At 54.2% G+C, this 13602-nt stretch carries 9 protein-coding genes and 1 pseudogene; 5 read left to right on the top strand and 5 right to left on the bottom strand.

Going from position 1 to position 13602, the window contains the following annotated elements:
- Nucleotides 1-180 precede the first annotated feature (180 nt).
- From HZS54_RS10630 to HZS54_RS26240, 3 genes and pseudogenes are all read right to left on the bottom strand, one after another.
- A complete protein-coding gene (locus HZS54_RS10630; RefSeq protein ID WP_179922515.1) occupies nt 181-1569 on the bottom strand; it encodes a hemolysin family protein in 1389 nt (462 codons plus the stop codon).
- A 246-nt stretch (nt 1570-1815) separates the two neighbouring features.
- Nucleotides 1816-2913 carry a Gfo/Idh/MocA family protein gene (locus tag HZS54_RS10625; RefSeq protein ID WP_179923001.1) on the bottom strand — a complete coding sequence of 366 codons (1098 nt, stop codon included), beginning with the start codon at nt 2911-2913 and terminating at the stop codon, nt 1816-1818.
- Nucleotides 2914-3540: 627 nt separating this feature from the next.
- Nucleotides 3541-3865 (bottom strand): annotated as a pseudogene (locus HZS54_RS26240) (hypothetical protein).
- Between the two features lie 121 nt (nt 3866-3986).
- On the opposite strand from HZS54_RS26240, the gene HZS54_RS10620 reads away from it, so the two are divergent.
- The 4 genes from HZS54_RS10620 (at nt 3987) to HZS54_RS10605 (ending at nt 9292) form a co-directional block, all read left to right on the top strand.
- A complete protein-coding gene (locus tag HZS54_RS10620) occupies nt 3987-4964 on the top strand; it encodes an IS1595 family transposase (protein WP_179922514.1) in 978 nt (325 codons plus the stop codon).
- Between the two features lie 475 nt (nt 4965-5439).
- The gene (locus HZS54_RS10615; protein WP_179922513.1) at nt 5440-5628 is read left to right on the top strand and encodes a hypothetical protein; all 189 of its coding nucleotides are present in this window, start codon (nt 5440-5442) and stop codon (nt 5626-5628) included.
- Between the two features lie 606 nt (nt 5629-6234).
- Complete coding sequence (locus HZS54_RS10610) at nt 6235-7746, top strand: AAA family ATPase (RefSeq protein WP_246391903.1); 1512 nt, start codon at nt 6235-6237, stop codon at nt 7744-7746.
- A 727-nt stretch (nt 7747-8473) separates the two neighbouring features.
- Complete coding sequence (locus HZS54_RS10605; RefSeq protein ID WP_246391901.1) at nt 8474-9292, top strand: sensor histidine kinase; 819 nt, start codon at nt 8474-8476, stop codon at nt 9290-9292.
- A 446-nt stretch (nt 9293-9738) separates the two neighbouring features.
- Here the strand turns inward: HZS54_RS10605 and HZS54_RS10600 are convergent, their stop codons facing one another.
- Nucleotides 9739-10110, bottom strand: coding sequence for a hypothetical protein (locus tag HZS54_RS10600; RefSeq protein WP_179922511.1), 372 nt, complete (start codon nt 10108-10110; stop codon nt 9739-9741).
- A 208-nt stretch (nt 10111-10318) separates the two neighbouring features.
- Here HZS54_RS10600 and HZS54_RS10595 point away from each other — a divergent pair, with 208 nt between their 5' ends.
- On the top strand, nt 10319-12256 hold the full coding sequence (locus HZS54_RS10595; RefSeq protein ID WP_179922510.1) for an archaea-specific SMC-related protein: 1938 nt from the start codon (nt 10319-10321) through the stop codon (nt 12254-12256).
- A 102-nt stretch (nt 12257-12358) separates the two neighbouring features.
- On the opposite strand, the gene HZS54_RS10590 is transcribed toward HZS54_RS10595, so the two are convergent.
- On the bottom strand, nt 12359-13465 hold the full coding sequence (locus tag HZS54_RS10590) for a Gfo/Idh/MocA family protein (protein ID WP_179922509.1): 1107 nt from the start codon (nt 13463-13465) through the stop codon (nt 12359-12361).
- Nucleotides 13466-13602 lie beyond the last annotated feature (137 nt).

The raw sequence follows: 13602 nt of genomic DNA, 5'->3' as shown, positions 1-13602 counted from the left end.
TGCGTGGGCCTGTGGGCCAGCAACAGGAAGTACAAGACCAGATGATGACAGCGCTGTATCCCACCCTACTGCGTTCCTTGTCCGCTGGTTCGGACTGCGGTACTCGTTGAGGGTGGGGACTTAGCTCCTGTATTCAGCTAAGATAATATCGATAATATAGAACTACTGAAAGACTGCAAGTCAATCAGTGTCGTCCTCGCTGACCGGTGGCTGTTCTTCGACCGAATCGCCGGTATCGAGATTGACGGTCACCCGAGCCTTCTGAATACGTGTGTCTTTTACCTGTTCGGCCCGCAGTACCACGTCTTCGTAGTCAAATTCCTCGCCCTCTTCGACAGGGCGGCCCGCGCGGTTGAAAATGAAGCCCGCGATCGTTTCAAACTCCTCGCCCTCAGGAAGGTGAATATCTAGAGTTTCGTTGACTTCGTCGATGTTGACCTCACCGCGCACCAGCACCTCTGTCTCGTCGAGGAACTCGATCGGATGGTCCTCGCCACCGCCGAGAATCTCGCCAACGATCTCTTCAGTCATGTCCTCCATCGTAACCAGCCCCTCGGTAGCGCCGAACTCGTCGATGACGATGGCCATGTAGATTCGGTCCTCGCGCATCTCCGAGAGGAGATCGTCGACGTTCTTGGACTCAGGGACGTGCAGCGGTGGGGTGACCACGTCCGATACCATCAAGTTGGCAAAATCGTCGTAGTCGGATTCCCGCAGCTCACGGATATCGAACACACCAGTCACGTTATCTAGCGATCCCCCGTAGGCTGGCAGGCGAGCGTGGCCTGCCCGGATACACTGCTTAATTGCTTCTTCGACAGTTGCGTCCTCCGGGACAGACTCCATGTCAAGCCGTGGAGTCATCACCTCCTTGGCGGTAGCGTCGGTGAATCGCAGCGTTCGCTGGAGCATCTGTCGTTCCGCCTCATCGAGGATCCCCTCGCGCTCGCCAGTCTTGATCATGTTCCGGATCTCGTCACGAGTGACGTACGTCGACTCGATAGACGGGCTACCACCGGTGACCTTGTTGACGATGCTCGTCAGGTAGTAGAACAGGGTGATGAGCGGCCAGAGCACTTTCTCGACAATATTCAGACCACGTGCGACACGCCGTGCGTGTAGTTCAGTGTTCTCGACGGCGTAGGACTTAGGCGCGCTCTCGCCGAAGACCAGGACCATCGATGTGATGCCGAGCGACGAGACGATGACTGCCGTGCCCGGGTCGAAGTAGAAACCAACGATAGTCGTTGAAACGGAGGACATGGTGATATTGACCATGTTATTCCCGACAAGAATCGTCACGAGCAGGCGATGAGGATCCTCTTTAAGGGACTCGACCGCTCGCGCACCGCGCAAGCCTTGATCCACCATCGCGTCTACCTGATGGGCCGGCAGGGAGAACAACGCGATCTCCGATGACGAAAAGAATCCAGATCCGACGAGGAGCATTAGGATTAGGCAGATACCAACCGCGGTGACTGATGGCTTCCCCAATTCGACGCCGACGATCGGAACAGAGTACTGTAAGTGACTGAACGTAGATGCTGCTGTAAGCAGGGATAGCCACATAATGCCGCCTATCGCGTGAAAAGAAAAGTAACCCCCGGTAACAAATTTTATACATCAATTATTATATGGAGTCCAAACTGCAGGCCAAAGAGTTCAAGATTGGATCTCCAATAGATGCAGCGGCCGTATCCGAATTGATCTTCGTCTCTTCGGGGCGTATGTCATTTCCTCGGGAACAGTCGCGTACACTGCCATCCTTCGTGTGACGGGGTATCTACATCACTCGAAAAATGCCTCCCCGACCGTTCACCAAGAAGTAATTTCTACGTCACGAAGTGGGCGTTCCAATGGAATGTCGATCTGCCCACCAGTATATTCGGAGAGGTAGAAGGCAACGATGATCTCTAAGGATCGAATAGCTTCTTCACCAGACGAACGATTCTCAACATTTTCATTCAACAGCCGTTCGACGTGGCAGGCCGCGTTCGCAAACGATCCTTCGTAATCCTGTTCCCAAGTCCATTTGCCCTCGATTCCTGGCAAGTCTGCTTCGACGTGGTCGCCATCTTCGAGACGCCAGTATCGCCATTCACCGTCATCGTTGTTCAGGTAGAGTTTCCCCTCTGAACCGATGAATTGGAAGGTCATCGAGGAATCGTTTCGGGGGATCGTGCAGTCGATAGTTGTGAAAGTACCGTCGTCCATGATCACGAACCCGCCGCCAGCTGCGTCGTCGACTCCTTGCGTTGCATCAAGTGAGTCGATCGCCTCATTTTCCCCAGTGATGTGACCGCTCACGGAGCTGGCTCGCGCGTCCAACAGATACACGAGCGTGTCAAGAAGGTGTGTCGAGTTCCGTAGTAGTTCCATCCGATACTGTGTGGCTACGGAATGGACCTCTCCGAGGAGGTCTTCTTCCTGAACGAGCTGTCGGAGTCGCTGGTACTTCGTCGTAAACCTGAACGAATGGTTGACGACAAGTTCCGTGTCGGTCTCATCACAGGCTTCAATCATTTCCTCCCCATCGCTCACACTAGAGGCAATCGGTTTTTCGCACCAAATGATATCCGGACTGGCTGCTGATTGCGCCGCGTCGACAACGTGTTGGTTGTGGAGAAACGACGGGGTGCAGACTGAGACGACATCCAGATCTTCGTTCTCAAGCATCGCCTCGTGACCAATGTAGAGCTGGTCTTCGGAAAGGTCCCAGGCGTTACCGAACCGCGCCATCTTCTCCTCGTCGACATCCGCCACAGCTACCAACTCAATCTCTTCGGTGGCGTGGTAGCCACCGGCGTGACTGGCTTCGAATTTCTTCTCGCCGATATCATCCGCATCATGCATTCCTAAAATTCCAAGACCAGCGATCCCCCCAGCGCCGATGATTCCTGCCCTATATGTCATTTGAAATTGCTTCCCCATCAACAGCATATTGGCCTCGGTACTGAAGGGTGGCTCTGCGAGTCACTCTGATCTCCATGCTATCGGGACATCCCTCCCTCGTAATAAATATGGCTCCATATTCGCCACACTGTTCGGTACGGTTGAAATGGACGAGTGAATCTCTCTGTACGGTTCAAAGAGCGCAAGCGTAGCTCCTGGTCGCGCTCACGCTGCCCGTCTACGCAAGGCTGAAGAGTGCGACGACGACAAACCGGCGGTTTGCACGCTCGCCGATCGCGGCACGGATGATCTGTACGTCGGCCAGCGAGGCCAGTCATTGAACTGACCGTCCGACTTCTAGCCGACCCAAAACAGGAGTCGATAACCGTCCATACGAACGGGTTTCGGGTCTACGATCGGCTAGAAGATGACGATGAAGTCAACCGCGAATAGGTCGTCCATGGCGACGGTAAATACGCTGACGGTGAGGGAAACGTCAACAGCTGCGAGAGCCACCGATGAGTGTCGGAAGACAAGCAATGGCCGGATCTGATAGAGTTTCAGCGCCGCCGCAAACTCTACAGAATACCAAATAGTGAAGCACTCAGCATGCTCTCGATGCCGCATTCTGAAAATCAGCAACGTGTTTCACTGGACAGAGTTGACTGGACCCTTCGAGGTTACCGTGTCGCCTTCGCGACACTGCCAGTAGTAGTAGTAGCTATTATCGTTGATCTCTTTGACCGCGACCGTCGCTTTGGCAGGGACATCGTCCAGGAGGCCGTCTGGTCGCTCCTCCACTTTTTCCTAGTCTGTCGATTCCTCGAGACAGGCCTCCACATTCCTTGTGCTCGGCAAACACTTCTGCACACATGCAAGCGTCGTGAAGGAGCTCCGGTTCAAGCTCATTGAGCGTGTTGACTACCTCCGTCGGAAGGTTTGCCGGTGGAGCCGGTGTGCAACGGACATCAATTGTCCTCGTGCTAACCAACACAAAGCGCCAGTCGATAGAATTGTTGGTTAAAACAGTACGCTCTTGTGTAGAGCTACGGAAAGACCCTGTAGTTACACTGAGCCAGCCATAATCTGTGAGTATGTCTTCTGCTCAGCCGGCGTTCGGAACGATGTTTCGAGAGCTGATCGAGCTGGGCGTCGTCGAAATTGACACGGAGCCGCTCGATGCCCGCATCGAGCGGCGACTCAAGGAATTCTGGGAGAATACCTCCTGTCCACGGTGCGGGCACACCTCCGTTCAAACGTGGCCCCATCTCGACCGCGTGTGGTGCCGAGACTGCAACTTCAAGCCGGTGTACACCTACGGAACGCCGTTCCACGAGAAGCACCTCACCTGCGGCGAGGTACTTCTCGCGTTCACGCTCTACGCCGATACGTTGCTCAGTATCAACCAGATCGCGCCGTTGCTCGGTCGAGCCTACAAAACCGTTCACACAGCGATTCGAGAGGTGGAAGCCGCGATCCATCGCGGCTTCCCCATCGTCTGGAAGCTGCTTGACCAGACCATCGATGGACCGACGCAAGTCGACGAGTCTGGGAGAGTCTGTTCGGGCTACAAAGGCCAAGAGCCGCCACGGAACAGCCGTTCTCGCGGCGGCTCGTCTCAGAGAGGACGCTCACGTTGGCGAGGACGGCATGGTGATCAGCTGACGCTCGTCGCGGCGTGCCGCGACTCGCTTCGCGTGATCCGTGGCCAGCTCGGCATCGACTACGAAGGCGATCTTGAGCCAGTAATTCAGGAGGCTGAAGACCTCTCCCAACCGCTGGGAGAGGTCTGGACCGACGGCCTCCAAGCCTACCGAGAGATGGATTTTGACCACCGAACGGTCGTCCACAAGGAAAGGTACGTATCGCCCGACGGTGTCCACATTAACCAGGCTGAGTGCCTGTTTTCGCTCGTTCAGCCGTGGTTGCGGAAGTTCCGCGGCCTGTCCAAGCAGGGCTTGGAGCAGGCCGCTCACACCTTCGGCATCGTTCGCTCACTCACCCTCTCTGGTGAATCCATCGAGACAACCATTGACTGTCTCGTTATCGGGGCTTTCCGCAATTCTACATAAGAGCGAAACAGTAGAGTCATTGGTCTCAAAGAGCGACCGAAGGAAGCGGGTGCGGCGGAGTGTTCCAACTCGCTACACCCATTGGGGGCGAAAATATCTCTACGACTTCGATGTGGACTGGAACGGATGAGTGGGATGGAATTAAAACCCGCGCGTACATCAAGGAAGTCAGGATGGGTCTCTTGAGAGCACTGCGTAATGCCTTCGACGGAGATTCATCGACGCTATGGGAGTGCCGAAACTGTGGGCAGACACTCTCAGAGGACGCTGACAAGTGTCCAAGCTGTGGGGCAGAGAATGTTGCCTGCTACGAGTTGTGATTGAATCGACTTCAGGCGGGTGGATTCGCGTATCCGTTCAGGTGTTGTGAACCATTTCGAATCCCTGGTAGTACACACGTCGCCATTCCTCGTGACTCCTGAACATTCAAAATGGTCGAGTCACTGAACCCCCTCCCCCCTTTGTCGAGTTGTAAATGGGAGAGGGTGGGAGCATGTATTTTTACGAATCAAGAACTCTAAGGAAGGAAACCATGATTCAGAGGGAGATGACTCCTGTAACACCTGATCTTGAATCTGTTCTAATAATTAGAAGCTTTTATATTAATAGAAATGCAATCATACCCGTAGCGGGAAAAAATATAAAATCAAAACTGTATATATGACTAGGTCAGATAATGTATTCTTGTGGAACAGCTATCAGAAATTTGGTTGGTATACGCTCTCTCTTTGTTGAATTAACTCGATTAGTCTCACTCGAGCCTGTCTATGCCCACTCCGACGTATCGACTTACAACTCGACAAAGGGGGGAGGGGGTCAGAATCTGACCCCTCCTGACTCGTTTAAATTTGGTGGCATTATAGGCCCTATCGATGAATGAAACGTCTCCAAGCAAGGATGCGGATTAGTCTCTCGTGAATCGTGTCTCTGTCACTCGCGATCGCGGAAGTTGCCTGTTCAGCTATTTCTACCCTACTCCGGTCGTGACTTACAACTCGACAAAGGGATGTGAATAGCCCCTTCTCGATTATATCGGTTTGTTCGGAATCGGGATATCGGATCATCTACTTCTGTTTTACAACTCGACAAAGGGGTGTCGGTGGGGCTCGGAAACTAACTGGGCTGGATATCGCCTTCTCTATTAGAAGACGATAACGGTATCTCGGCCATATTCGAATATCTGCGGTAGAATACCGGATGGTCAAAATATCGGTGTCTTACATTCTACTAGGGGTATAATTTTTATACAAGGCGGTACAGGGAGACTATCATGGAAAGAAACTCCCCGGGAAACAGAGAGGGAGAAAACTCGCCTGAACCGATGGCGACTGACGGAAGTTCTCAGGAACCTCATCAGGAAGTAGAGGTTCCCGACTTTGGCCGAAGCGGAGATGACGACCCCAGTCGCGATTCAGATCCGTCTCCTCCTGAAGAAGATCAATACAATCGCTCTGAACAGGAATCGGACGGTTCGGAGAATGCTTCTATCTCTATTCGGGAGCGGTTTCAGGAAACTTCCTCGACGTCCGTCTTCGTCGAGAAGGATCTGGTTCGCCCGTCCACGATAATTAACGAAGATAGAATTGTCGGCCGCGACAGGCAGCTCGAGCGAGTTATCGACAATCTTCGGCCCGCTTTGGAAGGAGGTGGACTTCCCAATATGCTTCTCAACGGTCCTTCTGGGACAGGGAAATCACTCATCATTAACGCCGTTTGCAAGCAAGTCGTCGACCTCTCTCAATCACAGGGAGTCACGTTCGGAGTTGTTTCGCTAAACTGTGAAGCACCCAAATCTCTTGATAGGGCTGTCTACCGGTTAGTGGGTGAAGTCGCTGAAGATGTCGGTACGGAGGTTGGGGTTCCAGAAAGCGGAGTGTCCACTGATAGAAAATTCGAGCGTCTCTTCGACCTCATCAACGACAATTACGACGCAGTCATCTTCATTCTGGACGAGATCGACCTCCTCAAAGGACCATACGAGGATCCCGCCTATTCGTCCCTCCTCTATCAGCTTTCTCGAGCCGAGAATCTCGGAAACATAGAGGGGAGCGTTTCGGTGACCGCTCTCACGAACTATACACATTTCATGCAGGATCTGAACAGCCGCGCAGAGAGTTCGTTCAATCCGGACGACATTTTCTTCGATGACTACGACGCGAACCAGCTTCGGGCGATCCTCAGAAATCGTGAGGACGCTTTCAAAGAAGGCACTCTCACCGACGATGTTATCCCACTAGTTGCTGCTTTTGGCTCGCAAACGCATGGGGACGCTCGCAAAGCAATCGATCTCTTTCGATGGGCTGGTGAGTTCGCAGAACGTCGCGAATCCGAAATCGTAGAGGAAGCCGATGTCCGATCGGCTCAGGAAAAATACGACGAGAATCGAACTCTTCGTCATATCAGTGGTCTTGCAGCCCAGAAAAAACTCGCTCTCTACGCTACTGCAGCCGTCGAAAACTTTGCTCAGCGTGATCTGAATCGAATTCCAGCAGGCGTCGGTTGGGAGATCTACCAATTCGTGGCAGACCGCATTGATGCCGATCAATACAGCCGTGAGACCTACGTGAACAACGTCACCGAACAGGAGACGTACGGCATTCTCTCTTCAGAACGACGAGGCCGTGGACGGGGTCGTGGCGTCCATATGTTTTTCACACTGGAAGAAAGTGCTGAAAGCATCGTTCAAACCATCGAGAGTGATACCCGCATCGGTGACATCGAGTCCGATCACGAAATGCTTAGAAGCGTGGTTCAGACAAAATTGAAGTCCTTTTACGACTAGGTAGACCAACTCCTGCTCTTACAACTCGACAACGGGGTGTTCTTGATGCTTACAACTCGACAACGGGGTGTTCTTGATGCTTACAACTCGACAACGGGGGGTCAAATCACATAACTAATTATATGTATGGATCTGTTATGAACTGTCCTCGATCCAAATCTCGAATTTGGAACTCTCTCTGACGAAATTTGAGTGGTTGAAAACTGACAACTATAGGATATGGCGGTTGCAGTACTCATTACGAGGACCGACGAAGAGTACTGCGCTCCAACGTCGGCCCAGTGGAGGACAATTTCCCGCTCAAAGTGGATATCGAATACAAAACTGCCATCCGAAAATTTCGTTGGGTAGTCCAATAAAAAATACTGAGTGTACTGCGTAGGAAGCTATATAACCGGAACATCTACTTAGATCCGCGCCGATCCTTAGATGAACGTATATGAGGCCCGTTTGTGACCCCGGTGAATTTTGGCCAGTAGCTATTGCATGTGCAGGTGGCTGCCTTGGCCTGATTCTACTCGGGGAATCTATCGTTGTCTTCGTCGGGCCGCACAATCTATTTGGGCCCTTCAGTATCGGTGTGTTCAGTTCTTTCGTCGCGGTTGCAAGCCTTATTTATGGGGGATATTGGATACTCACTAGTAACCTCTCCAGCGAGCGGTATCGCCGGATAGGGGTATGGTGTGCTGCTAGTGGGGTTGTGTTTCTCACGTTCAACTTTTTTCTCATGGTGACACTGCCACCATTCCTCTTTTATCTCGCGTTCGGATGGATGCGATGGGCTCTCAGTGTCGGGGCGAGCGTGGGCTTACTCATCGGCCTTTTCGAGGCCCGAGCAATTGAACGTGCTCGTGTTGCCGAACGGCTTCAGATCAAACAGCAGGCAACAGAACGACAGAACGAATTCTTAGAGGAATTCGCTAGTATCGTTAGTCACGACCTCCGAAACCCCCTCAACGTCGCGCAGGGACGCCTCCAAATTGCGCAAGATGAGGTTGAAAGTGAACATCTCGACACTGTCGAAACTTCCCTCGAGCGTATTGAAAAAATCATTACGAATACGCTTATTTTGGCTCGTGAGGGTCAAACAGTTGGAGAAGCCACGCTAATCGACCTTGATGTCCTCGTCGACGAATGTTGGGGGGCTGTAAACACAAAGAACGCAGAGTTAGTCACAGAAACACTCCCCACAATCGAAGCCGATCCGGACCGTCTTCGTCATATATTCGAGAATCTCTTTCGTAACGCGGTTGAACATGGAGGTGATGATGTGGTGGTTCGAGTCGGAACCCTCTCAGATAGAGATGGAATCTTTGTGGAAGATAATGGGCCAGGAATTCCGCCGGACAAAGCCGATGTTGTATTTGAGACAGGGTACACGACCACAACTCAGGGGAGTGGCTTCGGCTTAGGTATCGTAGCTCGGATCGTCCAAGCACACGGCTGGGAGATCCGAGTTACCACCGGCGATGAAGGTGGTGCCCGATTCGAAATAACGGGTGTCACTGTTGCAAACCAGTCAATCTCTCAAGTGGGAACTGGCTAGTTTAGCGCCTCTCCCAGGGTCTTGCCGTCAAGTGGTTCACTTGGCCGTTCCTAGTTGTAGTACCACCTGAATTGCTTCATCAATTCGGTGATGCCTTCCCGATTGCCCGCCCAGTTTGCATAGAAGCGGTCAGAATGCACTCTGAAGGGCCGTGTTTAGACGGTCGTACGAGCGGTTAAGAGCGCTGTTTCGGAGGTTTCGAGGAGAGTGAATCAACGAGTATCGGAGATTTTAGAGCTGAGAGCAGTCTGATCAGCCTGGATCGGTTGCAACAACCTGGCAAATAGGTCGGTCGAACTGATCGGACGAGCCGAACCGATAGTGTCGATTCACCCCTGATCGGGGTTTAGACCCTCAAAACCCCGAAATTTGGCGTCTAAACAAGGCCAAGGAGACTAATTTCAAGACTATCGGGGATAAATCACCTGTTCAGTGCGCATGCGTAGTTAACGGCCATCGAGCGTGTAGGAGACTTCCCCTTCAGCCCCGATATTGAGGATAAACGCTTTGAGATCCTCTCCGAGAGTGAATTTGTAGGTATTTTCCCAGTCTTTATCCATCTGTATGGTCGCCTCTTGCTCCGTGGGATAATCTGGGTACGCCAGAACGTTAGCAAAGGTCTCACTGGTATCAGGGTCAAGGGTGGCGGATTCCGTGAAGTCGCTTATCGTCACGGAGACTTTGTGCGATTCGGAATTCTGGTTCTGTATCGACACATCCAATCCATCTCCTCCAAGGACAGTACACCCAGCGATCCCGACACTCAAGCCTACTCCGATAGATTGGAGGATTGAACGACGGTTAGGTACCTCTGACATAGCAATACTTCCCCTCCGATTTCAATTAATCTTGTTCCTCCTCCGGAGAGATACGTCCATCACCTGTACTGAACGGATCAAGGAAGCGAAGAACAGGTGTAGGAACCGTTCTATGACACCCTCACAACACTCCAACTAAACACGATGACAGATCTGGAAGCAATTCTGGAAGCAATGTTTATTTGGCTGTACGAACCACAACGAGATAATGAGTACACCGCTCTCAACTACGGACAGCGTCCAACTTTCAGTCGAGAACATCGGCGGTATAGACGAGTCTTCAGTCTCGTTTTCGCCTGGTGTGACGATTCTAGCCGGTCGGAATGCAACGAACCGCACTTCACTGCTCCAATCGCTGATGGCTGGATTGGGGAGTGAAGGCGTCTCGATCAAAGGTGATGTAGATGAAGCCCACGTCGAGCTGACCATCGGCGACGAGACGTACTCGCGGATGTTGACCCGAACCAATGGCGATATCTACGCCGAAGGCGATGCGTATCTCGACAATCCCGAACTGGCGGACCTGTTTGTCTTCCTGTTGGAGGCCAACGAAGCACGTCGAGCCGTTGAACTCCAGCAAGATCTCCGCGAACTCATCATGCGGCCCGTCGACACGGCGGCCATTGAAGCCGAGATTGAGGACCTTCAAGCCCAGCGTGACGATGTCGAACGGCAACTCGAGAATCTCGACTCGCTCCAGCGGGAACTACCCACGCTCGAACAGCGCCGCCAAGACCTTAAACAGGAGATCGAAGAGAAAGAGGCCGAACTTGAAACGACCAAAGAAGCCATCGAAGACGCCGATCAGGAACTTAGCGCTACACGCAATCAGAAAGACGAACTCGATGATGCTCTCGAAGCGTTCCGCGATACACGGAGCGAACTCGAAGATACGCGACGCAACCTCGAAACCGAGCGCGAGAGTATTGCAGCCCTCGAATCAGAGCTTGACGAGTTGGAGAGTGAACTGGAAGATCTTCCGGAGACGCCGATGGCTGGTGTCGATGAGGTGAGCGACCGTCTCGATGAGTTGCGCTCACAGCGCGAAGATCTCGACGATGTGGCCAACTCTCTCCAGAAGATCATCCAGTTTAACGAGGAAATGCTCGAGGGGACCGATTCGGATGTCGTCGCCGCACTTCGCGGTGAAAACGAGGACCCCACGGACAGGCTCGTTGATGAGCAGGTCGTCTGCTGGACGTGCGGGAGTACTGTCGATAGCGACGCGATCGAGGAAACGCTCGACCGACTGCGCGACATTCGAAGCGAGAAACTCCAAGAGCGTCGTGAGATTCAGTCCAAGATGGACGATCTGAAAACAGAGAAAGCAACCTACGAAGAGCAACAGCGTCAGCGGACGCAGTTGGAAGACCGGCTCAAGCAAGTCCAAGCGGAAATCAAAACCCGGCGTGAACGAGTCGAAGACCTCGAGACTGACCGCGAGCACCTCGAAGATGAAATCGACGACCTCGAAGCAGAGGTCGAAACCTTGCAGGACGAAACCCAGAGCGACCTGCTTGACCTTCACCGGGAGGCCAACCAGATCGAGTTCGAACTTGGCCAACTTCAGGACGACCTCGATCAGGTCTCGTCGGAGATCGACCGTATCGATGACGAACTCGAAAAGCGAGACGATCTGAAAGCTCGCCGCGAGGAGATCAGCGACGAGATTGCCGATCTGCGGACGCGCATCGACCAAGTCGAGAGTGAAGCCGTCGAGCAGTTCAACGAGCATATGGAGACGGTTTTGGAAATCCTTGGCTACGAGAACTTAGAGCGGATCTGGATTGAGCGCCGTCAGGAGACCGTTTCCCAGGGTCGACGGACTGTCGAACAAGCGGTCTTCGAATTACATGTTGTCCGCAGCACAGCAGATGGAACTACCTACGAGGACACCGTTGACCACCTGTCGGAATCTGAGCGCGAGGTCACGGGGTTAGTTTTCGCGCTGGCGGGGTATCTCACTCACGATGTCTACGAGACCTGCCCGTTCCTCCTGCTGGACTCGATCGAGGCGATCGACTCAAACCGTATCGCCCGACTTATCGACTACGTCGCCGACTTCGCCGAGTACGTCGTCGTCGCGCTGCTGCCGGAGGACGCGCAAGCGCTTGATGACGAGTACCATCGACTCAGCGAAATCTAACTCGTTCGGGACGGAAAAGCAGCAAGTCACTTTTTCAAGAGTGTATTAATTTCTAAAGCGGTTTCGTGGTGCTATTGCCACAGTCCGAGTGGCGGCGAGGGTTCACTCACCGACGGTGACCCAGCTGTCCTGGTCGGCCGACTCGTAGGCGGCGTCGAGGACCCGCAGCAGCTGGACGGCGTCGTCGACGCTGGCGGGCACGTCGCCGGTCTCGTAGCCGTCGAAGAACGCCTCGAAGTAGTCGTAGACGAAGTCGCCCCAGGCGGGGAAGCGGTCGTAGGTACACTCGTACTGGACGGTCCGTTTGGGCGCGGCCGACCAGTCGGGATCTTCGGAGGTGATTTCGAGGGGAATCGTCGGTTCGTGCTGCAGCGAGTCGTGGTGCAGCGGGGTCTGGGCCTGCGCGTCGGTCCCGTAGAGGCCGAAGTGTGTGTCCTTGCCGCGGTCGCTCAGGTAGTAGCCGGTGTGGTAAGTCCCAAGCGTCCCGCTCTCGGTCTCGAACTGCAGGACGGCGCCGGCGTCCACGTCGGCCTCCTCGGCGTCGTGGAAGCTGGCGTTCACCCGGGCGATGGGGTCGTCGAGCATCCACGGCATCGCGTCGAGCCAGTGGGGGCCGATCCACTGCAGCGCCCCGCCGCGGCTCACGCTCTCGTCGTAGATGTAGTGGTCGGTGTTCCGGAAGGAGAGCTGGCTCGCGTTGAAGCGGCCCTGGACGGTCCAGACGTCGCCGAAGAAGCCGTCGGTGACTCGATCGCGGATATCCATCGCGACGGGGTTCGTCCGGTAGTACAGCGTCGGCGACACGGTGACGCCCGCCTCGTTCGCCTTCTCGGCGATCCCTTCGAGGTCGGCAGCGGTGCGAGCGATGGGTTTCTCGCTGACGGCGTGGACGCCGTTCTCGACCGCGGTCTCGATGATGGCGGGCGTCTCGTCGCTGCGGTAGGTGATCCAGACCACGTCGACGTCGGCCTCGGCGGCCAGGCGATGGGGGTCCTCGTACACCGTCGCGTCGGCGACGAGATCCGCAACGTCGCCGCCCTCGGTCGTGATCTCGTCGGGGCGGTCGTCCATCGCGGTGAGGCTATCGAGGTCGACCTCGCGGCCGGGCTCGCAGACGGCCGTCACGTCCAGATCGAGGCCGCTGGCGACCGTGAAGTAGGGGTCGCGGTGGTGGTGGTCGACACCCACGTATCCGATCTTCGTGGACATGATCGCGTGTGCTCTGAGGCGATATATCAAGGTAGCGGTAGCGGAGGATCGTGGCCCGGTCGCGGCGGGATCTTCGGACTGACCCCTCGCGCACTGTTCGTCGCGGCGAACACTTGGATTCTCTCAGAGTGATCGAA

It is taken from the genome of Halosimplex pelagicum (genome assembly GCF_013415905.1).
Classification (GTDB): Archaea; Halobacteriota; Halobacteria; order Halobacteriales; family Haloarculaceae; genus Halosimplex; species Halosimplex pelagicum.
Note: the sequence above shows the minus strand (reverse complement) of the source record. Positions and strands in the feature narration are given on the sequence as shown.

What these genes read in the sequence shown, in the direction of transcription:
- HZS54_RS10625 (WP_179923001.1), bottom strand. Translation starts at nt 2,913, where the DNA reads ATGACATATAGGGCAGGAATCATCGGCGCTGGGGGGATCGCTGGTCTT.
- HZS54_RS10630 (WP_179922515.1), bottom strand. Translation starts at nt 1,569, where the DNA reads ATGTGGCTATCCCTGCTTACAGCAGCATCTACGTTCAGTCACTTACAG.
- HZS54_RS10600 (WP_179922511.1), bottom strand. Translation starts at nt 10,110, where the DNA reads ATGTCAGAGGTACCTAACCGTCGTTCAATCCTCCAATCTATCGGAGTA.
- HZS54_RS10595 (WP_179922510.1), top strand. Translation starts at nt 10,319, where the DNA reads ATGAGTACACCGCTCTCAACTACGGACAGCGTCCAACTTTCAGTCGAG.
- HZS54_RS10615 (WP_179922513.1), top strand. Translation starts at nt 5,440, where the DNA reads ATGGGAGAGGGTGGGAGCATGTATTTTTACGAATCAAGAACTCTAAGG.
- HZS54_RS10590 (WP_179922509.1), bottom strand. Translation starts at nt 13,465, where the DNA reads ATGTCCACGAAGATCGGATACGTGGGTGTCGACCACCACCACCGCGAC.
- HZS54_RS10620 (WP_179922514.1), top strand. Translation starts at nt 3,987, where the DNA reads ATGTCTTCTGCTCAGCCGGCGTTCGGAACGATGTTTCGAGAGCTGATC.
- HZS54_RS10605 (WP_246391901.1), top strand. Translation starts at nt 8,474, where the DNA reads ATGGTGACACTGCCACCATTCCTCTTTTATCTCGCGTTCGGATGGATG.
- HZS54_RS10610 (WP_246391903.1), top strand. Translation starts at nt 6,235, where the DNA reads ATGGAAAGAAACTCCCCGGGAAACAGAGAGGGAGAAAACTCGCCTGAA.